The organism is Bacterioplanes sanyensis, assembly GCF_014652515.1.
Classification (GTDB): Bacteria; Pseudomonadota; Gammaproteobacteria; order Pseudomonadales; family Oceanobacteraceae; genus Bacterioplanes; species Bacterioplanes sanyensis.
Window position 1 is genome coordinate 145,776 of record NZ_BMYY01000003.1, and the last position, 21,320, is coordinate 167,095.

20 protein-coding genes are annotated in these 21,320 nt (G+C 54.5%); 18 read left to right on the plus strand and 2 right to left on the minus strand.

Annotated features, from left to right (window positions below; genetic code table 11):
- The first annotated feature begins 78 nt into the window (after positions 1 to 78).
- From glsB to IE090_RS06600, 5 genes are all read left to right on the plus strand, one after another.
- Entirely contained in the window at positions 79 to 1,005 is a 927-nt protein-coding gene (glsB, locus tag IE090_RS06580) for a glutaminase B (RefSeq protein WP_189387566.1), read from the plus strand.
- Between the two features lie 44 nt (positions 1,006 to 1,049).
- A complete protein-coding gene (locus IE090_RS06585) occupies positions 1,050 to 1,928 on the plus strand; it encodes a radical SAM protein (RefSeq protein ID WP_189387567.1) in 879 nt (292 codons plus the stop codon).
- Positions 1,928 to 2,452, plus strand: a complete 525-nt coding sequence (locus tag IE090_RS06590; protein WP_189387568.1) for a DUF1285 domain-containing protein — start codon at positions 1,928 to 1,930, stop codon at positions 2,450 to 2,452. The genes IE090_RS06585 and IE090_RS06590 overlap by 1 nt, the downstream gene beginning before the upstream one ends.
- A 109-nt stretch (positions 2,453 to 2,561) precedes the next feature.
- Complete coding sequence (locus tag IE090_RS06595; RefSeq protein ID WP_189387569.1) at positions 2,562 to 4,097, plus strand: HlyD family secretion protein; 1,536 nt, start codon at positions 2,562 to 2,564, stop codon at positions 4,095 to 4,097.
- Positions 4,097 to 5,599: a glycosyltransferase gene (locus IE090_RS06600; protein WP_189387570.1), complete on the plus strand. Its 1,503-nt coding sequence runs from the start codon at positions 4,097 to 4,099 to the stop codon at positions 5,597 to 5,599. The genes IE090_RS06595 and IE090_RS06600 overlap by 1 nt, the downstream gene beginning before the upstream one ends.
- A gap of 51 nt (positions 5,600 to 5,650) precedes the next feature.
- On the opposite strand, the gene IE090_RS06605 is transcribed toward IE090_RS06600, so the two are convergent.
- Positions 5,651 to 7,294, minus strand: a complete 1,644-nt coding sequence (locus IE090_RS06605) for an electron transfer flavoprotein-ubiquinone oxidoreductase (RefSeq protein WP_189387571.1) — start codon at positions 7,292 to 7,294, stop codon at positions 5,651 to 5,653.
- Between the two features lie 537 nt (positions 7,295 to 7,831).
- Between IE090_RS06605 and IE090_RS06610 the strand changes: the two genes are divergently transcribed.
- The 13 genes from IE090_RS06610 (at position 7,832) to gorA (ending at position 19,988) form a co-directional block, all read left to right on the plus strand.
- A complete protein-coding gene (locus IE090_RS06610) occupies positions 7,832 to 8,581 on the plus strand; it encodes an electron transfer flavoprotein subunit beta/FixA family protein (RefSeq protein ID WP_189387572.1) in 750 nt (249 codons plus the stop codon).
- A gap of 14 nt (positions 8,582 to 8,595) precedes the next feature.
- Complete coding sequence (locus IE090_RS06615) at positions 8,596 to 9,525, plus strand: electron transfer flavoprotein subunit alpha/FixB family protein (protein WP_189387573.1); 930 nt, start codon at positions 8,596 to 8,598, stop codon at positions 9,523 to 9,525.
- A gap of 114 nt (positions 9,526 to 9,639) precedes the next feature.
- Entirely contained in the window at positions 9,640 to 10,983 is a 1,344-nt protein-coding gene (locus tag IE090_RS06620; RefSeq protein WP_189387574.1) for a UDP-glucose dehydrogenase family protein, read from the plus strand.
- Positions 10,984 to 10,996: 13 nt separating this feature from the next.
- Positions 10,997 to 12,535 carry a type II secretion system ATPase GspE gene (gspE, locus tag IE090_RS06625; protein WP_308428492.1) on the plus strand — a complete coding sequence of 513 codons (1,539 nt, stop codon included), beginning with the start codon at positions 10,997 to 10,999 and terminating at the stop codon, positions 12,533 to 12,535.
- 2 nt (positions 12,536 to 12,537) lie between these two features.
- Positions 12,538 to 13,770, plus strand: coding sequence for a type II secretion system inner membrane protein GspF (gspF, locus tag IE090_RS06630; RefSeq protein WP_189387575.1), 1,233 nt, complete (start codon positions 12,538 to 12,540; stop codon positions 13,768 to 13,770).
- A 12-nt stretch (positions 13,771 to 13,782) separates the two neighbouring features.
- Positions 13,783 to 14,220, plus strand: a complete 438-nt coding sequence (gspG, locus tag IE090_RS06635; protein WP_189387576.1) for a type II secretion system major pseudopilin GspG — start codon at positions 13,783 to 13,785, stop codon at positions 14,218 to 14,220.
- A complete protein-coding gene (gene gspH, locus IE090_RS06640; RefSeq protein WP_189387577.1) occupies positions 14,220 to 14,804 on the plus strand; it encodes a type II secretion system minor pseudopilin GspH in 585 nt (194 codons plus the stop codon). Before gspG ends, gspH begins: the two co-directional genes overlap by 1 nt.
- On the plus strand, positions 14,794 to 15,153 hold the full coding sequence (gene gspI, locus IE090_RS06645) for a type II secretion system minor pseudopilin GspI (protein WP_189387578.1): 360 nt from the start codon (positions 14,794 to 14,796) through the stop codon (positions 15,151 to 15,153). The genes gspH and gspI overlap by 11 nt, the downstream gene beginning before the upstream one ends.
- A complete protein-coding gene (gspJ, locus tag IE090_RS06650; RefSeq protein WP_189387579.1) occupies positions 15,153 to 15,857 on the plus strand; it encodes a type II secretion system minor pseudopilin GspJ in 705 nt (234 codons plus the stop codon). Before gspI ends, gspJ begins: the two co-directional genes overlap by 1 nt.
- Positions 15,854 to 16,888: a type II secretion system minor pseudopilin GspK gene (gspK, locus tag IE090_RS06655; RefSeq protein WP_189387580.1), complete on the plus strand. Its 1,035-nt coding sequence runs from the start codon at positions 15,854 to 15,856 to the stop codon at positions 16,886 to 16,888. The genes gspJ and gspK overlap by 4 nt, the downstream gene beginning before the upstream one ends.
- Positions 16,889 to 16,890: 2 nt before the next feature.
- A complete protein-coding gene (gspL, locus tag IE090_RS06660) occupies positions 16,891 to 18,102 on the plus strand; it encodes a type II secretion system protein GspL (RefSeq protein WP_189387581.1) in 1,212 nt (403 codons plus the stop codon).
- Positions 18,099 to 18,599, plus strand: coding sequence for a type II secretion system protein M (locus tag IE090_RS06665; protein WP_189387582.1), 501 nt, complete (start codon positions 18,099 to 18,101; stop codon positions 18,597 to 18,599). Before gspL ends, IE090_RS06665 begins: the two co-directional genes overlap by 4 nt.
- 33 nt (positions 18,600 to 18,632) lie before the next feature.
- Positions 18,633 to 19,988, plus strand: a complete 1,356-nt coding sequence (gene gorA, locus IE090_RS06670; protein ID WP_189387583.1) for a glutathione-disulfide reductase — start codon at positions 18,633 to 18,635, stop codon at positions 19,986 to 19,988.
- Here gorA and IE090_RS06675 read toward each other — a convergent pair.
- A complete protein-coding gene (locus IE090_RS06675; RefSeq protein ID WP_189387584.1) occupies positions 19,985 to 21,010 on the minus strand; it encodes a DNA-binding protein in 1,026 nt (341 codons plus the stop codon). The genes gorA and IE090_RS06675 overlap by 4 nt on opposite strands.
- Between the last annotated feature and the right edge of the window lie 310 nt (positions 21,011 to 21,320).

The window sequence follows — 21,320 nt, forward strand, 5'->3', positions numbered from 1 at the left end:
GGGCTTTCGGTTCGGTCCAATAGAGTGGGGCGGGTGGCTTTGTAATAATCGCCCGCCCCTTACCGTGGCTCGTATGTTATGCCCTATCAAAACTTGCTGGATGCAATAACCCACCAGGCACCAAAGCTGTTTGGCCAAGGCCAGGTGGCGGATTACATCCCCGCCTTAAAACGCGTTAATCCGCAGCAGTTTGGCATTGCCTTGCTCACCGCGGATGGCCAACTGTTTCAAGCAGGCCAGGCAGATACGCGCTTTTCAATTCAGTCGATCTCAAAGGTGCTGTCGCTGACATTGGCGTTGCAGCGCCACGGCGAGCAACTCTGGCAGCGCGTTGGCATTGAGCCATCCGGCACGGCGTTTAACTCGCTGGTGCAGCTGGAGTATGAGCAAGGCAAGCCGCGCAACCCCTTTATTAACGCCGGTGCCCTGGTGGTGGTCGATGCCTTGCTGTCACGCAATGCCATGCCGGTGCACAGCATGCTGACCACCGTGCGCCGCTTGGCGGGCAATCCGGCCATCACCATGGATGAAGTCGTTAGCGAGTCGGAATACCAGCACCGCGAGCGCAATGCCGCCATGGCCTGGCTGATGAAGTCGTACGGCAATTTTCATAACGATGTCGACGCCGTGCTCAAGGCTTATTTTCAATTTTGCGCCCTGCACATGAGCTGTGTTGAGCTGGTGCGTACCTTTAGCTTTTTGATGAACCAGGGCATTTGCTTGCAGTCTGGCCAACGCATTCTCAGTGCGCGCCAAACACAGCAAATCAATGCCTTGCTGCTGACCAGCGGCTTGTACGATGCCGCCGGTGATTTTGCCGTGCGCGTGGGCATGCCAGGCAAGTCCGGCGTGGGCGGTGGCATCATTGGTGCTGTACCGGGCAAGTTTACCGTGTGCGTATGGTCGCCGGAGCTGAATGAGTACGGCAATTCGGTGGCCGGCCTATACGCCTTGGAGCAACTGGCTGAGCATTTGAACAGCAGCATTTTTCGCGGCTTGGGCTGAGCTGGTATGATGTGAGTCTTTGTCGTTATTGATCAAGGACTCCCATGCTGGATTACATTGAACCTGTGTTTCGCCCGCCCAGTGAAGGTCGTTCGCTGATTTTTCAGGTCACCAATGGTTGCTCCTGGAATAAGTGCACCTTCTGCGATATGTACACCCAGCCACAAAAGAAGTTTCGCGCCCGCAGCGAAGACGAAGTGCTGGAAGAAATCCGCCAGGCTAAAACCATCGGCCCGCGCTTTGAAAAAGTCTTTCTCGCCGATGGCGATGCCATGGTACTGCCAACCCATCGCTTAGCGAATATTCTGCTGGCCATTCGCGAGCACCTACCTTGGGTAAAACGCGTCGGCGCCTATTGCTTACCGCGAAACTTGCGCAAAAAAAGCACAGAAGATCTCAGCCATTTAAAAGCGCTGGGCCTAGGCATTTTATACGTAGGCGCCGAGAGCGGTGACGATGAAGTGCTGCAGTTTATTAATAAAGGCGAAACCTACGCCTCTACATTAGAAGCGCTGCAGAAAATTCATCAGGCCGGCATTAAAAGTTCGGTCATGATTCTAAATGGCATGGGCGGCGTGCGTTACAGCGAGCAGCATGCGATTAACTCGGCCAAATTAATGAATGAAGCTCAGCCTGATTTTTTGTCGACCTTGGTGGTGAGTTATCCGCTCGGCGATGAGCGGGTGCGCGAAGGTTTTAACGGTGATTATGAGCTGCCGGATCAAATGGCGCTGTTTCAAGAGCTGCGTCTTTTGATTGATACGCTGGAGCTAAACAACACCGTGTTTCGCAGCGACCATGCGTCGAATTATTTAGCGCTCAAAGGCCAACTGGGCGCCGATAAATCACAATTATTGGCACAGCTGGATGCTGCCATGAGTGGCCGCATTGCACTGCGCCAAGAATGGCAACGGGGGCTTTAATGGATCTTTCAAGCTTGCAGCAACAAATAGGTTTGCACTCAACCGCCAAGCAACCACCGGTAGAGCAGTGGAACCCAGAGCTGAGCGGCGACATTGATATTGTGATTCGCGCCGATGGCAGTTGGTGGCATGAAGGTAGAGCATTTGAACGCCAAGATTTAGTGCGTTTGTTCGCATCGATTTTGCGCCATGAAAGTCCTGATTATTTCGTGCTGACTCCGGTCGAAAAATGGCGCATCCAGGTCGAAGATCGGCCATTTGTCGTCACTTTGATTGCGGCCGATGCCAATGATATTGAGTTTGTCACCAACGTCGGCGACAGCGGCCGCATTGGCCCTGAGCACCCGCTGCGCTTAAGTCATCGTCCAGGGGAGCCTGAGCCGCTGCCCGAGGTATTGATACGCCATGACTTATGGGCGCGTTTATCCCGGAATGCCTTTTACGAGCTGGTAGAGCATGCGCAGGAAATAGACGGCCAGTGGTGTATCGTCAGTGACGGTGAGCGCTATTTCATTGCCGACTAAGTCATTATTATGAGCGTTACACAAGGTTAGCAAACCCCTCTCAAATTCATGGCACAGTCCATGGCATGGCGCTAAATTGCTCAATTATTGAGCAAAAAGGAGCCTGCTCATGGAAGCGCTAGAATTTTCTGTCGGTCAGAGACAAGATCCACGAATTAAATTTCCCGCTCGTCTGGTCGATGACGAGGTCAGTTACGCCGTCATTGACTGGAGCGTTACAGGTTTTGCCCTGGCAGACGGTGCCTTGCAAGCTCTGCAAAGCGATTGTCAGTATTTCTGTATTGACTTACCGGAGGGGACGTTAAGCCTAGCGGTGCATGCCCATGCTGTGCGCTATTCCGATCAAGGTTTTGCCGTGGGGTTTCGCTTTAGCGAGCAAGATTGGAGTACGCGCAAAACTCTGCAAAGCGTGGTGCACAGTTATTTTAATAGCGATCAAATCGAACTTGATGAAGTTATTCAAACTGGAGTGAAAACCCAGCTAGTACAGCAAGATGTCCAGCGGTTGCGAGACAATCGTGGTCGGGTGGTCATGCTTGGTGCTGGGGTTGCCTGCCTAATTGCCATCGCAATCTGGTTGGTGTATCACAAATGGCTGGTGGTGGAGGCATCATACGCTGCGGTGGCTTTGCCGGTTATAGAGTTGCGCGCCAATAATCATGGTCAGTTAGCATTTCATGGTGTCACTCAAGGGCAAAATGTTAGCGAAGGCCAGCCACTGTTTAGTATCACCTCAGATGAACAACAGGAAATTCTGCGTGATAAACGCTTAGAACTGCAGGCGCTACAAATTGCACTACAGCGTGACCGCGGGCATTTCAGTGATATGGAGCAAGCGCTGGCGCACTTTCGAAGCAATAGCCGTGAGCGCATTGCAGCCTTGCGTCAGCAAGCTGACTTATTGCAGCAAGAGGTAAGCGCTCAGCGACAACAGGTAGCATTGTTTGAGCGGCGCTACCGCGAAGGCGTAGTGGATGCCTTGACGCGTAATGAGCAGCAACTGCTGTTGAATCAGCGTCAGCGTTTATTACTGAATACTCGTTATAAAATTACCGAAGCGGAGCGTGCTCTTTCTGTAGCTGAGCAGGGGCTTTATATCGGTCATACCAACAATGATTTATTTCAAGCGCGCCCGTTAGCTCATGACCTGCAACACACAGAGCGAATGATCGCCGCTCTGAGCACGGAAATACAAACTCTTGAACAGGGCAGTGTTTACACATCACCGTGCGATTGCTTAGTGCACGAGGTTAATAGTTATCAGGGGCCAATCGCGGCTCAGCGCACGGTGTTGACGTTAACACCAGCACAGCAGCAAAGCCCGCAGGTATTGGCGTTATTGCCGTTAACAAAGATTGAGCGCATTCAAACTGGTATGGATGTCGAGTTTTTTCTGGCCAGTAGTGAAGCGTCTCAGAAGGGCACGGTAGAGCAGGTGCGCTACTTTAGCTCAGAAGAGTCCACGCTTTACAGCGCCGGCGGCGAACTGATTTCCGGCTTGCCTAAAAATCTCCCTAAGGTGACACAATTTGCCTTGCTGCGCATTCGCCCCGTTACGCCTTTGGCCCCTAGCTTGCGCAGTGAACCTGCGCGAGTGAATATTTACCCGGGCTTTTGGCATAGCGCTAAAGTAGCGTTGCTGTAATGAAGGCGCCTTTTGTAGCTCGCTTTGTCAACGGCGATCAGGTTAACACTGGTATCGCTTGGGGCATGGTGTTATTGGCGCTGCTCTTGTTGTGCTTATTAACGGTGATTTTTTATCGCCATCAGTTGCCTCGCTCCGAGCTATTAGTGGTCGTTGGTCTGATCGGCATTTGGCGTTATGGCTGGAAAAGCTGGCATGCCTTACGAGCTATGTTTTATCTCACAGAGCATTTTCCGGCATTGCGAACGTTGGCCGATGCTGCTCGAAAACCATCGGAGTTGTTGGTGGTGGTGCCGAGTTATCGCATCGATGCTTACGTTAATCACCGTGTGTATCATAAATTGTTTGTCGAGCTGGCTGCTTACGGTGTCCCCAGTCGCGTGGTGGCGTGTATCACCGACCCTGCCGATCAAGTTGTGGTCACCCAGGCGCATCAGCAAGCGCCTGGTCGAACTCAGTTGTTTTTTTGTCCTCAGGCAGGCCGAGGCAAGCGCTCGGCTATGGCAGAAGCCCTGATGTTACTGTTGCAACAAGGCTATGCCGATGATGCGCAGCTGTTATTGATGGACGGTGACACTTTGCTTAGTGACCGGGTGTTTTTTCGCCTTTGTGGTTTTCTGAGTCGCTTTCACGACCTAGGGGCTGTCACTTGTGATAATGAACCGTTGATAAAAGCTGACGGCGTAATGCTCCAATGGTATCGGCAGCGCATGGCTATGCGTCATTTTTATATGAGCTCTATAAGCCTCAGTCATCGGTTATTAGTGTTGACTGGCCGTTGCTCACTGTTTCGAGCGTCAACACTGCTCAACCGAGAGTTCATTCATACCCTAGAGCATGACGTACTCGATCACTGGCGCTATGGACGTTTAAAAATGCTCACAGGAGATGACAAGTCGACCTGGTTTTATTTGCTGCGTCATCGCTGGAAAATGCTCTACATTGCCGATGTAAAAGTCTATTGCTTAGAGGAGGCTGTGAGCGCACGGTTCTTTTCTCACAGTGTTATGCTGATGCAGCGCTGGTATGGCAATATGCTGCGCAATAACGGCCGTGCACTGCAACTGGGGCCAAGCCATTGCGGTGGTTTTTTATGGCTGTGTCTGCTGGACCAACGCATTAGTATTTGGACAACGCTGACTGGCCCTGTATTTGTTGGTTTATTTGCTGTATTGCATAGTATGGTGATTGTCACAGCCTACCTTGCTTGGGTCATTGTCGGGCGTGGTATTAACTGCTTGTTGGTTGCCTGGGTGGCGCGCAGTTTTCATCCGCTGTATATCCCTCTGCTGTGGTATGAGCAAATGCTGGGCTCCGCTGTAAAGGTTTACATGATGTTTCGTCTAGATCGCCAGCGCTGGACACGGCAAACAATTCGGCAAGCACCGATTATGCAAGGGTTTATGAAGACAACCTGGCCTCAGCTAATGACGTTTGCCAGTGTACTTTGTTTGGTCACCGTCATCGCGCTGCTGCATGGCTTTTTGCAGCTACCCAGTTAATAAAAAACCGCGCATTGCGCGGTTTTTTATTGGCTTACATAGTTGGCTGGCTTACATATTAGGATAGTTAGGACCACCGCCGCCTTCCGGCGTTACCCAGGTAATGTTCTGGGCCGGGTCTTTAATATCACAGGTTTTGCAGTGCACGCAGTTTTGTGAGTTGATCTGGAAGCGTTTTTCGCCGCCTTCATCTTCCACCACTTCATACACGCCGGCAGGGCAGTAGCGCTGCGCTGGCTCGTCGAACTTCGGCAAGTTGACCTGCAGCGGAATGCTGTCATCTTTCAATTGCAAGTGACAAGGCTGATCTTCAGCATGGTTAACATTGCCGATAAAGACCGAATCCAGCTTGTTAAAGCTGAGCACACCATCTGGCTTGGGGTAGTCGATTTTTTTGCACTCACTGGCTGGCTTCAGAGTTTCATGATCGGCGGTGGTGTCGTGCAAGGTGACCGGAATCGGGAAGATGTTCTGATCAATAAAGTTAAATGCAGCGCCACCGAAGGTGCCGAACTTGTGCATCGCTGGGCCAAAGTTACGGCTGCGATGCAGCTCTTCGTAGGCCCAAGATTTTTCAAACTCGGTGGTGAACTCAGTAATTTCATCATTGGCACGGCCCGCTTTTAATGCTGCGAACAACTGCTCTGCTGCCACTATGCCGCTCTTCATGGCGGTGTGCGTGCCTTTAATTTTGGCAAAGTTCAACGTGCCGGCATCGCAGCCTACAATCAAACCGCCAGGGAAGGTCATTTTCGGCAAGCAGTTAAGGCCGCCTTTGGTAATGGCGCGAGCACCGTAAGAAACGCGCTTGCCGCCTTCCAGGTATTGCTTGATGACCGGATGGTGCTTCATGCGCTGGAACTCATCGAACGGGCTCAGGTGCGGGTTCGAATAAGATAAGTCGGTAATTAAGCCCACCACGACCTGGTTGTTTTCATCGTGGTACAAAAAGAAGCCACCGGTTGAGCCGGACTCGCTCAAAGGCCAGCCAGTGCCGTGCAGCACTAAGCCAGGCTTAGATTTGGCTGGGTCAATGTCCCACAGCTCTTTGATGCCGATGCCGTAATGCTGTGGATCTTTGCCTTCATCCAGTTTGAATTCGCTGATCAGACGCTTGCCCAAGTGGCCGCGACAGCCTTCGGCAAAAATGGTGTATTTACCGCGCAGTTCCATGCCGGGCATGTAGGTGTCTTTTTGCTCGCCTTCGGCGCTCAGGCCGAAGTCACCGATGACGATGCCTTTTACTTGGCCGTCTTCGACGATGTAGTCTGCGGCCGGGAAGCCTGGGTAGATTTCAACGCCCACATTTTCCGCCTGCTCGCCCAGCCAGCGACACACATTACCGAGTGAAACGATGTAGTTGCCATCGTTGTGCATCGGCTTAGGAATGCTCCAGCCCGGTGCTTTGGCCGCTTTTTCTGGGCCAGTCATGAAGTAAACTTCGTCTTCCGTCACTTGGGTGTTAAGCGGCGCCCCCATTTCTTTCCAATTGGGAAACAGCTCAGTCAGCGCGCGGTCTTCAATCACGGCGCCAGACAATATGTGGGCACCAATTTCAGAGCCTTTTTCTACCAGGCAAACGGAAATTTCGTCGCCGGCGTCGTTGGCCAGCTGCTTGATACGAATGGCTGTTGACAGACCGGCAGGGCCGCCGCCAACGATGACCACATCGTATTCCATCACTTCACGTTGCATATCAATCTCCTCAAGCATCAAGGGGAGCGCGAGCGTCACGTCGCTCTGTTGGCCCGCCCACAGCGTGCGTTTTGAATTATCAAACGGGCGTTTGAATTTTCTGCATTATACGGTTACCAACCCCGCAGGCAACCGCTTTCCTTTGTCTTCTGGCTTGTCTGAGCCGATGGTTGGGTTTCAGCAGTGTAAACAGCTGGCTAAAAATGTAACGTTTAACCGTCAAGGTTGCTGATTTAGCGCAATTCAATGCCGTTTGCGTGAATCCCTTGACCGTAGATTGTTTCAACTCACCCTGCTAGCCTTGCCTTCGGCCATGCTTGGGCGACGGGCGATAGTAGCTTGAGTGTGCTTTAAATGCATGTCGGCTCACGGAAAATGCCTACGCAAAGCCTTCGGCATCTGCGTACGCTATTGACGCTATCTTTAAAGCGCCCAATAATGTGCCGCGCTGGAAAGGGCACCCGCCTGTGACTGTGTCATCCTTGCGGAGTGGTATTCGTGCCCTTTGTTCATCCACTTGAGAAAAACGAGGAATCTATGAAGGTTCTTGTCGCTGTAAAACGCGTGATCGACTACAACGTTAAAGTCCGCGTTAAACCAGACAACTCAGACGTCGACTTGGCTAACGTCAAGATGGCGATGAACCCATTCTGTGAAATCGCTGTTGAAGAAGCGGTTCGTCTGAAAGAAAAAGGCGTGGCCACTGAAGTTGTTGTGGTTTCTATCGGTCCTAAAGTAGCGCAAGAGCAGATTCGCACCGCGCTGGCACTGGGTGCAGATCGCGGCATCCTGATCGAAACCGAAGAAAAACTCGAGTCTCTGACCGTCGCCAAGTTATTAAAAGGTGTGGTTGATAAAGAGCAACCGCAGCTGGTGTTGATGGGCAAGCAGTCCATCGACAGCGACAACAACCAAACTGGTCAAATGTTGGGCGCATTGACCGGCATGGCGCAAGGTACCTTCGCTTCCGAAATCACCATTGATGGCGACAAAGCCAATGTTGTGCGTGAAGTTGATGGCGGTCTGCGTACTGTGGCGCTGAACCTGCCAGCGGTGGTCACCGCTGACTTGCGTTTGAATGAGCCACGCTACGCGTCGCTGCCAAACATCATGAAGGCTAAGCGCAAGCCTCTGGACGTGACTACGCCAGCGGACCTCGGCGTTGAAGTCAAATCGACTCAATCTTTGGTCAAGGTTGCTCCTCCTGCCGAGCGCGAAGCCGGCATCAAGGTGGCCAGCGTGAGCGAGCTGGTAGAGAAACTGAAAACTGAAGCGAAAGTGCTGTAAGAGAGGTAAGTGTAATGGCTATTTTGGTAATCGCAGAACACGACAATGCCGCTCTGAATGGCGCCACGCTGAACACTGTGGCTGCGGCTAAAGCCATCGGTGGCGATATCGATGTGTTGGTAGCCGGTAGTGGCTGCAGCGCAGTGGCAGAAGCCGCTGCCAAAGTCGACGGTGTTGCTAAGGTGCTGGTTGCAGATCACGACGCCTACAGCCATCAGCTGGCTGAAAACGTGGGCGAGCTGGTCGCTGAGCTGGGTAAAAACTACAGCCACATTCTGGCGCCAGCCACCACGGCGGGCAAAGACTACTTGCCACGCGCAGCGGCGCTGTTGGATGTGAACATGCTGTCAGAAGTCATCGCTGTTGAAGATGCCGACACCTTTGCTCGTCCAATTTATGCAGGCAACGCCATCGCTACAGTCAAATCGGCTGACGCCATCAAGGTGATGACCGTGCGCGGTACCGCTTTTGATGCCGTTGCAGCCGAAGGTGGCAGCGCCACTGTTGAAACCGTTGACGTAGTGAAAGACGCTGGCACTTCGGCCTTTGTTAGCGAAGAGCTGGCTCAGTCGGATCGTCCTGATCTGACCGCTGCCGATGTGGTGATTTCGGGTGGTCGCGGTATGCAAAACGGCGACAACTTCGAAATGCTGTACAAAGTGGCCGACAAGCTCGGCGCAGCGGTCGGTGCATCACGCGCCGCTGTGGACGCAGGTTTTGTTCCTAACGATATGCAGGTCGGTCAGACCGGTAAGATCGTTGCGCCAAACCTGTACATTGCTGTCGGTATTTCTGGTGCGATCCAGCACTTGGCTGGTATGAAGGACTCTAAAGTCATTGTTGCCATCAACAAAGACGAAGAAGCTCCAATCTTCCAAGTAGCCGATTACGGCTTGGTCGCAGACCTGTTTGAGGCTGTGCCAGAATTGGAAAATGCGCTGTAATATCAACAGCTTAGAAGAACCCGGCCAAGGCCGGGTTTTTTTATGTCACGCGCTTGTCATTTTGCGGTAATAAGGTAACGTACCTCAACCCAAGCAACACACAAGGACTCTGCTTTGAACATCACGGTTGTTGGCACCGGTTACGTCGGCCTGGTTACCGGCGCATGTTTTGCCGAAATGGGTAACAGCGTGGCTTGCGTCGATATCGACCAAGACAAGGTAGAAAGGCTGCGCCAGGGTGATATTCCCATCTACGAACCTGGCTTGGATGCCATTGTCGCCAACAACAGCAAAGCAGGGCGCCTGACCTTTACCAGTGAGCTGAGCGCCGCTATGGCAGATGCTCAGCTGCATTTTATCGCCGTGGGCACACCGCCAGGCGAAGACGGCTCAGCCGATTTAACTCATGTATTACAAGTGGCAGAAGAAATTGGCCGCCACCTAAACGGCTATGCCGTTGTGGTGAATAAATCGACGGTGCCCGTGGGCACGGCCGATCAGGTGCGCCAGGTGATTGAAGAACAGCTGCGCGCACGTGGTCGCAGCGATGTTCAGTTTGACGTGGTCTCTAACCCCGAATTCTTGAAAGAAGGTGCCGCCATTGAAGACTTTATGCGCCCAGATCGCATTGTCGTGGGCGTTGAGTCCGACCATGCTCGGCAGATAATGGCCGAGTTATATCAAAGCTTTTCGCGCAATCACGACAAAGTCATGTTTATGGGGGTACGTGACGCCGAGCTCACCAAGTACGCTGCCAATGCCATGCTCGCTACCAAGATTTCGTTTATGAATGAAATCGCCAATTTGGCCGAGCGCATGGGCGTCGACATTGAGCAAGTACGCAAAGGCATCGGTTCCGATTCGCGCATTGGCTACAGCTTTATATACCCAGGCTGCGGCTACGGCGGCTCGTGTTTTCCGAAGGACGTTAAAGCCTTGATCCGTATGGGCGAGGCCTTTGATTATTCCACCGATGTCTTAAACGCCGTCGAAGCACGCAATGTCGCGCAAAAAAGGCGCTTGTTTGAGAAGCTGGCCGAGCGCTTGGGCAGTGAACTCAACGGCGCCACCATTGGCATTTGGGGCCTAGCGTTTAAGCCCGGCACCGATGATATGCGCGAGGCTAGCTCCATCGAGCTAATCAATGCCCTGGTAGCCGCTGGCGCCAAAGTACGTGCTTATGATCCGGTTGCCATGGACGAAGCAACGCGCTACTTTCCCGCCGAATGGCTGGAGAACGGAACTATGACACTGTGCGCGCATCAATACGATGCTTTAATGGACGCCGACGCCATGGTGCTGGTCACCGAGTGGAAACCGTTCCGACAGCCCGATTTTAACGCCATGCGCAAACTACTGAAACGCCCGATCATCATTGATGGCCGCAACCAGTATGACCCGCACAGTTTGAAACAGCAGGGCTTTGATTACACCGGCATAGGCCGGGACATTGCCTGACACGGATTGATTCATGACAGCAGTAGCTATGCCAGACACCTCATCTCTTGAGCTGGAACAACCGGCCGATGCCATCGCTGGGCCACAGCGTGAACAGCGCTTACCTTACAGCTTTGCCCGCCGGTTTGGCGTCATCGTCGAAGGGCGTGATGAGCAACTGACTCTGGTGCACAAGGAAGGCCTCTCAGCCGCCGCCTTAATGGAAGTTCAGCGCCACTTAGGGCGTCAGTTTCGGTTAGAAACCGTTGACAGCGACGAGTTTGATCGTCGCCTAGGGCTTGCTTATCAAAGCGACTCTTCCGAAGCGATGGAAATGGTCGAAGGCTTAGGCGAAGACATGGACCTCGCCAGCTTGGCCGACTCGGTGCCAGAAACCGAAGACTTACTTGAGCAAGAGGGTGATGCGCCGATCATTCGCCTGATCAACGCCTTGCTGACTGAGGCCGTTAAAGACAACGCCTCGGACATTCACATCGAAACCTATGAAAAACGCTTGGTCGTGCGCTTTCGCGTCGATGGCGTGTTGCGCGAAGTCGTACAGCCTAAGCGCGCTTTGGCGGCGCTGCTGGTGTCGCGTATTAAGGTCATGGCCAAACTCGATATTGCTGAAAAACGCATTCCGCAAGACGGCCGCATTGCACTGCGCATCGGTGGCCGCGAAGTTGATGTGCGGGTATCGACCATGCCTTCCAGCCATGGCGAACGGGTGGTGATGCGACTGCTCGACAAACAAGCCGGGCGCATGAGCCTGGGCCAGCTGGGCATGTCGGTGCGCGATTTAAACACCATGCGCGACATCATTTCCAAGCCGCACGGCATCATCTTGGTAACTGGCCCTACGGGCTCGGGTAAAACCACCACGCTGTACGGCGCATTAAGCGATCTAAACGATGCCAGCCGCAACATCCTGACGGTGGAAGACCCCATCGAATACAGCCTTGCCGGCATTGGCCAAACTCAGGTCAACACCAAGGTCGACATGACCTTCGCCAAGGGCTTGCGCGCCATTTTGCGTCAAGACCCAGATGTGGTGATGATCGGTGAGATTCGCGACCTAGAAACGGTGGAAATCGCCATTCAAGCCTCGCTCACCGGCCACTTGGTGTTATCAACGCTGCACACCAACACCGCCGTCGGTGCGATCACGCGCTTGCAAGACATGGGCGTCGAGCCTTTCTTATTGTCATCGAGCGTGGTCGGGGTGATTGCCCAGCGCTTAGTGCGGGTATTGTGTGAAGACTGCAAACAACCGGTGCCGGCCGATGGCTCCGAGTGCGAGCTGCTCGGCGCTGACCCGCAGCAGCCACCGATTATTTATCACGCCAAGGGCTGCGAGAAATGCAACCAGCTCGGTTACCGTGGCCGTCAGGGCATCTACGAGATCATCAAGGTAGATGAGCAACTAAAAACCCTGATTCACGACAAAGCCGGCGAGCAGGAGCTAGAGCATCACGCCCGCCAATTGGGCCCCAGCATTCGCCAAGACGGCATTCGCAAAGTATTAGCAGGCAGCACCACCATTGAAGAGCTGTTGCGGGTTGCTAAGGGATAAGCATGGCGGCATTTGAATTTCAGGCGCTGGATGCCAAAGGCAAACAGCAAAAAGGGGTATTGGAGGGCGACAGCGCTCGCCAGATCCGCCAAAAACTGCGCGACAAAGGCTGGATGCCGCTGTCGGTAGACGCCACTAAGTCGGCCGCCGCAGCCAAAACCGAAGGCAACTTGATCAGCCGCTGGCGTCAGCGTGGCCCATCGCTGTCTGTGCCAGAGCTGGCCTTGCTGACTCGCCAATTAGCCACGCTGATTGCGGCCGGTCTGCCCATCGATGAATCGCTCAAGGCGCTGGCCGATCAAACCAGCAAGCAATCGGTGCAAGCGATGATTTTGGCGGTGCGCGCCAAAGTGTTAGAGGGCTACACTCTGGCACAAGCGCTGGCCGATTACCCCCGTGCGTTTCCGCATTTGTTTCGTGCCACCGTTGCCGCCGGCGAACACGCTGGCCAGCTCGATGGCGTGTTAAATCGCTTGGCCGATTACACCGAATCGCGCCAGGCGTCCGATCAGAAAATCAAACTGGCGGCGATTTATCCCATTGTTTTAACCGTGGTGGCCCTAGGCGTGGTCGTCGGCTTGCTGACCTACGTGGTGCCCGACATTGTTGATGTCTTTGTTAAAAATGGCCAGGAACTGCCAGGCTTAACGCAATTTATGCTTGATCTGAGCCATTTGATTTCGGGCTACGGCCTGTATCTATTGGCGGGCGTGATTGTCGCCATTGTCTTGTTTGGTCGGGCGCTGCAAAAACCGGGGTTTCGGCGCAAGTATCACCACTTTGTACTGCGCTGGCCTGGCATTGGCCGCTTTGTACGCGATGCCAATACGGCGCGCTTTGGCAGTACCGTGGCGATTCTTACCAGCAGTGGTGTGCCTTTGGTGGAAGCCATGCGCATCGCCAGCCAGGTGGTGAGCAACATGCCGATTCAGTCGTCTTTAACCCAAGCAACGGTCGCCGTCAGTGAGGGCGGCAGTCTGCATCAAGCGTTGCGGGATACCGGCTATTTTTCTCCCATCATGCTGCATATGATTGCCTCCGGTGAAAACAGTGGCGAGCTCGACAGCATGCTGGCACGCACCGCACGCCAGCAAGAAGAAACATTAGAGAACACCGTGTCCGCACTGGTGAAAATTTTTGAACCCCTGATGCTTTTGATCATGGGGGGCATCGTCGGCCTAATCGTGGCCGCCATCATGATGCCGATTTTACAGCTACAACAAATGGTTCAGTAGGAGCGACAAACCATGCATTCCCGTTCACAACTGCGCAAAGCGCAAGGTTTTACCCTGATTGAAGTCATGGTGGTATTGGCCATCATCGGCGGCATTTTGGCGTTGGTCGCCACCAATGTTTTAGGCTCGGCGGACGAAGCCCGCATTAAAACCACCAAGAGCCAAATGAAGTTAGTCGAGAACGCCCTCGATATGTACAAGCTGGATAACTACGTGTATCCGACCTCTGAGCAAGGCCTGGAAGCTTTGATCAGCAAGCCCTCCAGCAGCCCCGAGCCGAAAAACTATCGCGACGGTGGTTACCTGAAAGGCAACAAACTGCCAACCGATGCTTGGGGCAATGAATTTTTGTATTTCGCTGATAAAGGCGAATATGAAATCGTTTCCATGGGCGCCGATGGTCAAGAAGGCGGCGAAGGTGATGCGGCTGATATCAGCTCCCTCGATTAATGCCTAAGCAACGTCAGCGCGGCGTCACGCTGCTGGAAATTCTGGTGGTGTTGACGCTGATCGGCGGTCTGATGGGCATTGTCATGCTCAACACAGGCAACGACCAAGCACGCAAAGACACCAAGCAATTCGCCCAACAGCTGCAGCTGTGGCTGGGAGCGTTGCGCCAAGAAGCGGTGTTTCAAAACCTCGACTTTGGCATCGCCATGGACAGTGAAGCCATGCTACTGCTGAGCTATCAAGACGTTTATAGCCAAGAGTTCTCTGCCAACTTGGACGCCGAAGAACTGGATGCCTTGCGCAAAAATCCATGGCGAGCCCATTCTGCTGGGCGGTTAAAGCAAGAGCTGCAAACACCCGACACCCTGCGCTTGCGCTTGTTTATTGATGATGAAGAAGTCGACTTTGCCGAGCTGCTGGAGCAAGAGGACGGCCCACTGCCGGCGCTGTTATTGTTGTCTTCCGATGAGTACACGCCGTTTCGGCTGATGTTAGAGCATGATGAAGACGCCAGTTTCTATTACGAGCTATCCGGCGATGGTTTTTCACCGCTGCAACTGGAATTGCAGGATTATGACAACTGAGCGCGGCTTTACCCTGCTGGAAGTAATGATTGCGGTGACCATTTTTGCTGTGGTCGCCACCACCATCGCCAACGTCAGCAGCCAGACTGTATCTAACTTGCTGGTGATCGAAGAGAAGACTCTCGCCGCGCTGGTGGCCGAGAATCGTTTGGCTGAAATGCGCCTGGCCGGCTACCCCAATGTCAGTCAAACCAACGACACCTTTGATATGGCAGATCGCGAGTGGTTTATTCGCACCGAAGTAGAAGAAACCCCGTTCCCAGATACGCGTCGTGTCACCGTTGCCGTCAGTCGTGAAGACGAAGGTGGCGAGTTGGCCCGCCTGACCACCTTGATCGGGATGCACTGATGCGATTACAGCGCGCCTTTACCTTGCTCGAAGTGTTGCTGGCCATTGCCATTACCGCCACCATCGGCGTGGCCAGTCATCAGCTGTTAAGCGGCACCTTACTGACCAAAGAGGTGTCCGATCGCAAAGCCGATCAACTAAAGAGCCTGCAGCGCTTAAACCAAGTGTTAAACCGCGACATACGGCAAATCATCGACCGGCCCATTCGCGATGTGTTTGGCGACGAACAGCCGCCACTGCTGCTTGAAAGCAGCGATTATCCGCTGGAGTTTACCCGCGCAGGCTGGCGCAACTCGCCGGTCACCGAAGACCCGCGCGCCGAGCTGCAGCGTGTGGCTTATCGGCTAGAGCCCATCGACAGCGACATTTGCGAGTCAGCGCGCGAGCGCCTGTTTCGCTGGGGCATCACCGAGCCCGATGGTGATTGCTTGGTGCGCTACTACTGGCATGTATTGGACCGCGCCAACGATACCGAGCCGTCACATCAAGTGGTGTATGAGTTGGTGGAGCGTTTAGAAATGGAAGTGCTGATTAGCCAGAGCAGTGAAGCCATCGGCGACAGCCAAGACTGGTACAGCAGCTGGCCGGCGCTGACGGGAGCGGATAATCGCGCCGCCCCAGTGGCCTTGCGCTGGCGCATCGAGCTGCCGCCCTTTGGTGAGATTGAACGCCTGTGGTTGCTGGCGCCAGGAGATTTACCATGAAGCGCCAACAGGGCGTCGCACTGTTAATGGTGCTGATGATTTTTGCCTTTGTGTCGTTATTGGCCACAGCCATGATCGATCGCGAATCCACCGACATTCAGCGCGCCTCGACCTTGCTCGACATTCAGCGCGCGCGTGCCTACGCCCAGGGCGCAGAAGACGCCGTGCGCACCGGCTTGTATTTAGACTGGAAGCAAGATGGCAGCATCGACCATCTCAACGAAGAATGGGCACAAGAGCGCACCTTGCCGCTGGACCCAGACCCAGGCCGGGTATTGCTAAAAATCGCCGATGCCCAGGGGCGCTTTAACCTCAATAGCATGCAGCCAACGGCCAGCAGCAATGACGTGCAACTGCAACGCTTTCGCAACTTGCTCAATCAGCTCGGCTTAGACCCATTGCTGGCCAGTTACTGGCAGCGCTGGCTCAGTGCCGACAGCCAAGCCGATGAGCTGTATCTGTCTCGCGAGCAACACCCATATCGCGCCGCCTACCGCGCTTGCACTCACACCAGCGAGCTGATGCTGATTGAAGGCATGACGCGCGAAGCTTACAAGCGCCTGGAGCCCTACGTCGCCTGCTTGCCCATCACCGTTACCTTAAACGTCAACACCGCATCGGCGGTGGTATTGGCCGCCCTGGATGAGCGCCTATCGCTGGCCGATGGCCAAGCATTGGTGGCCGAGCGCGGTGAAAAAGGCTTTGCCAGCGTCGATGACTTTTGGGGCTCCAGCGTGGTGACGCGCTTTACCCAAGAGCCAGATAGCGAACGTCGCAGCAATAACGGCAACAACGACGACAACGCGCCGTCCACCACACGCTGGGATAAAGCCGCGTTCGATGTCAAAAGCGAGTACTTTGAAATGTTTGCCCGAGTCGAGTTTGCCGGTCGCATTGCCACCTTGGAGGCGCTATTGCAGCGCACCAACAGTGATGGCAGCCTGAGCACCCTATACCGGAATTTCAGCCGCCGCGAAGCGCGCCCCCAAGAGGCGCCCGGGTTATCTTTGTCAGTTAACAATCGGAATTAGCCATGATTACAGCACGGGTTGAATGGCAGGCCAGCGCCAGTCAGTGGTTCATCAGCCCCTGGCAGCCAGAGCGCGGTTTTTTGCCAGCCCAGCCGCTGACCGACTGGGCCAGCGAGCAGCCAGACTTAAGCAGCGTGCAACTGCTGCTCAGCGCCCATAACTATTCAGCGCACTGGGTCACCATGCCCGGCGTCAGCAAGCGCCACTTGGCGCGGGCGTTGCCATTTGCATTGGAAGAGCAGCTGATTGAAGACCCGGAGCACTACTTAATCGTGCCGGGCAGCGCTTACAATAAACGCCAAAGCGCTTATGCGCTGAATCGCCAGCACATTGATGACCTTATTGAGGCGTGTCAGCTGCATCATGTGCGCATCACTGGCCTGATAGCCGAGACCGAGCTGTTTGCCGACCAGCACCGCTTAGTGCGCTGGCAGCAGGGCTGGCTGTGGCTATGGCCGGGGCAGTTTGAAGGCTGGCTCAGCGATGGTGCGCTTAACCTCGTGCTGGAAGACCAGCTCGATGGCCACAGCGAACAAAGCCTGACCATTGTCGCCGACACCATGGATCAGGCCCAATTGCTGAAAACCACTCTAGAAAGCGGCTACGGCGATGCGCTCAGCAGTGTTGAAATCCAGGTCGCCGCCACCGAAGCCTTGTTGCAAAAAGGACTCAATGGCCGCCACACCAACTTGCTCAATGGCCTGCTGGCATCGGCCAGCCATACGGAGCAGCGCCCACCGGCGTGGTGGCGCCCACTGGCTGGCCTGGCCGCGGCCATCACCGTGGTATCTGTTATTACGTTGCTGGTAGATAACCATCAGATTCAACAGCGTGAGCAATTGGTGCGCAAAGAAGCCAATGAACTCTATCGCTCGCTGTTCCCAGGTGAGCGTATTCGCAGCTTGGAACGCCAGTTCCGCGAAAAACTGCGCAGCGGCGGCGAAGGCGGCGGCAATGAAGGCTTTGTGCCCTTGGTCAATCAGTTGGCCAAGGTGTATGCCAGTGGCGACCACAACAGCAAGCTGGAGCTGCAGTCATTGCGCTTCAGCGATCGTGACCAGCAGCTCACCGTCGAGGTCAGCGCGGCCGAACTGAGTCAGTTGCAAAGCTTTCGCCAGGCGCTGGAGCAGGCCGGCTTGCAAGCCGAGGTGGCCAATGCCAGCAACGATGCCAAGGGTGTGAAAGGACGATTAAAAGTAGGGGCGCAGGCATGAAGCTCGAGCAACTGAAACAAGAGGTTTACAACAGCAGCCTGTGGCAGGCCTGGCAAGGCTGGTATGGGCAATTGAACAGTCGCGATCAAACCATTGTGCGCTGGGCGGCGGCCGTCACAACGGTACTGGTGCTGCTGTTGCTGATCGTCGCACCGCTGGTAAAAAAGAATCATGCACTGCAAGACCAATACCAGCGCAGCTTGTCCAGCTTTGAGCTGATGGCCGATAATGCCCATCGCTTTGGCGGCGCCAGCAGCAGTGCCAGCGGGCCGATTTTGGGCCGTGTGATGCAGCCGGCTAAGCGCTATGGCATCAGCTTAAGCCGCTACGAGCAAGATGGTGGCGACCTGCGCATCTGGCTCGACGACGTGGTGTTTGACGATGCCATCAGCTGGATGGAACAGCTGCAGCAACAGAACATTCGAGCGTCATTGGTAACGGTGGACCGCACCGCCAGTGGCCGAGTTAATTTACGCGCCACGCTGACTCAGGGCTAACTGAGCGAGCGGCGCAGCAAGACAGAGGTGAGTATGAGTTATGATTTCGACCTGATGGTCATTGGCGCCGGCAGCGGCGGGGTGCGCGCCTCGCGCATGGCGGCCGCCAAAGGGGCGAAAGTGGCGGTGGTAGAAAACCGCTATCTGGGTGGCACGTGCGTCAACGTTGGCTGTGTGCCAAAAAAACTGTTTGTTTATGCCTCTGAATACGCTGAAAAATTTGCCGAAGCCAAAGGCTTTGGCGTCAACGGACAGCTCAATGACTTTGACTGGCCCACCTTGCGCGATAATAAAACCGCCGAAATTGAGCGCTTAAACGGCATTTATAACAACCTGCTGGAAAACTCTGGCGCACAAATTTTGCGCGGCACCGGCAGCATTGTGGATGCGCACACGGTATCTGTTGACGGCCAGCACTACAGCGCCGAGCGCATTTTGATTGCCACTGGTGGCTGGCCATTTAAGCCGGAAATTCCGGGCATTGAGCACGCCATTACCTCCAACGAAGCGTTTTATCTGGATGAATTCCCTAAGCGCGTGGTGGTGGTCGGTGGCGGCTACATTGCGGTGGAGTTTGCCGGCATTTTCAACGGCCTAGGCTCAGATACCACTTTGCTGTATCGCGGCGAGCAAATTTTGCGCGGCTTTGATGACGATGTGCGTGAGTTTGCCGCCGAGCAAGTCGCGGCCAAAGGCGTGAAGATTCAAACCCAAAGCGACATTGCCCGCATCGAAAAACTCTCAGATGGCAGCTTGATGGCACACCTGCAATCAGGTGGACGCATCGCTTGTGATTGCGTGATGTACGCCACCGGCCGTCGCCCCATGACCGACGGACTCAACTTAGAGGCACTGGGTGTTGAAACCCGCGATGATGGCACCATCGTGGCGGATGATTTCTTCCGTACCAGCGTGCCTTCCATCTTTGCCTTGGGCGATGTCATTGGCACCCCAGCCTTGACCCCAGTCGCGCTGGCGCAAGGCATGAAGTTGGTGGCGCAGCAGTTTGAAGGCGATACCTCAGCGATGAGTTACGACAACATTGCCACCGCCGTATTTTGCCAGCCCAACATTGCCACGGTCGGCCTGACGGAAGCTGAGGCGGTGAGCCGCTTTGCTGATGATGTCACCATTTTCCAATCGTCATTCAGACCGATGAAGCACACCTTAAGCGGCCTGCCTGAGCGCAGCCTGATGAAGCTGGTAGTGCACACCAGTACCGATAAGGTCATTGGCGCGCACATGGTGGGCCCGGATGCCGGTGAAATCATGCAAGGCCTGGCCGTGGCCATCAAAATGGGGGCCACCAAAGCTCAGTTTGATCAGACCATTGGCATTCACCCCACGGCGGCAGAAGAGTTTGTCACCATGCGTACACCACGCAGTTAGTTACCCTCACGCTCCAGCAGCTCGCGCAGCTGCTGGCAGCGCCCCTCAAGCACGGCAGCCTGCTGCTGCCATTGCTGTTTTTCTTGCTCGATCGCCTGCCGCTGTTGCTGCTGTTGTTCTAACTGCTGTTGCAGTGATTCGCTGTTTTCTTGCTGCTGCGCCAGCGCCCACTGATGTTGTTTGAGCTGGTCGTGTAGCTGCTGCTCGGTCTGGGTTTGCTGTTGTCGCTCATATTGTTGCTGCTGGCGCAGCTCGTCGAGTTGTTGCTGCGCCTGCTCATGCTGCTGCATTGCCTGCTGCCATTGCTGCTCATAGTTCTGTGCCTGTTGCTGCCACTGCAGTTTGCTGTGTTGCTCTTGTTGCCATTGCTGTTGGCCAGCCAGCAGCTGTTGCTGCGCTTCTTGTAACTGGTGCTGCACGGCCTGCAGCTCACGCTGTGCTTGCTCGCGCTGCTGTTGGCGCTCTTCCATGCTGCGTTGCTGGTAGTGCTCAAAGTGCTCGCGCACGTCTTTATTTTCCTGTCGTAGCGCTTGCAGCTGCTCTTTTTGCTCGCTGACTTGCTGGCGTGCCTGATCGCGCTGCTCGCTGACTTTGCTGAGCTCAATGCGAACTTGCTGTAGGACGCGCTCTTGCTGCGCCAGTGCTTCTTTAAGCTGGTCACGCTCGTCACTGAGCGTTTTTTCACTGCTTTCCAGTTCGCTAATGCGCGCCAGAGCGTCGGAGATTTGCGCCTGCTGCGCTTCGCTTAGTGCTTCAAAGTCTTGCTGTGCACTGGTGATGCGCTCATCGGCCAATTGCTGCAAATGTTTATGCAAGCTGCGCACGCCGTCGAGAAGGTCGGGCGGCAAATCGGCTTCTTGCTGCTGCTCGTTACGCCAACGCTTTAGCAGTGGGGCAATGGTGCTTTTACTGCCGGTGCCCAGTGCTTCTCGTACTCGATCGACCGTGGGGTTGTGTCCCTGGTTGCGCACTTGCTCGGCCGCCTCGGCGATATCGGCGTAACTGACTCCGTTTCTGGCCATGCCTTTTCTCCACTAAAAAAACATATTACGTATTACGTAATATTACGTTATTTAGATCACAAAACAAACAACTAAGAAAACTGACTTATAACCTTCGATAAATAGCATTATCGAAGGTTAAGCTGATAAACTCACCCCAACGAGGCGTAATCAGCGGTACAGCGCAACAAATAAGGGGAAAAGGAGAGGGCCAAAGAAAAGCCTAGGGCACCTCTGAATAACTCTACACAGCTCTGCGCGAGTGCAGCAGGCTTTCAGAACAAGGCGGCGACGGCAGGAAATGGCCAGCCCTTTTCAACGTCGCCAACGA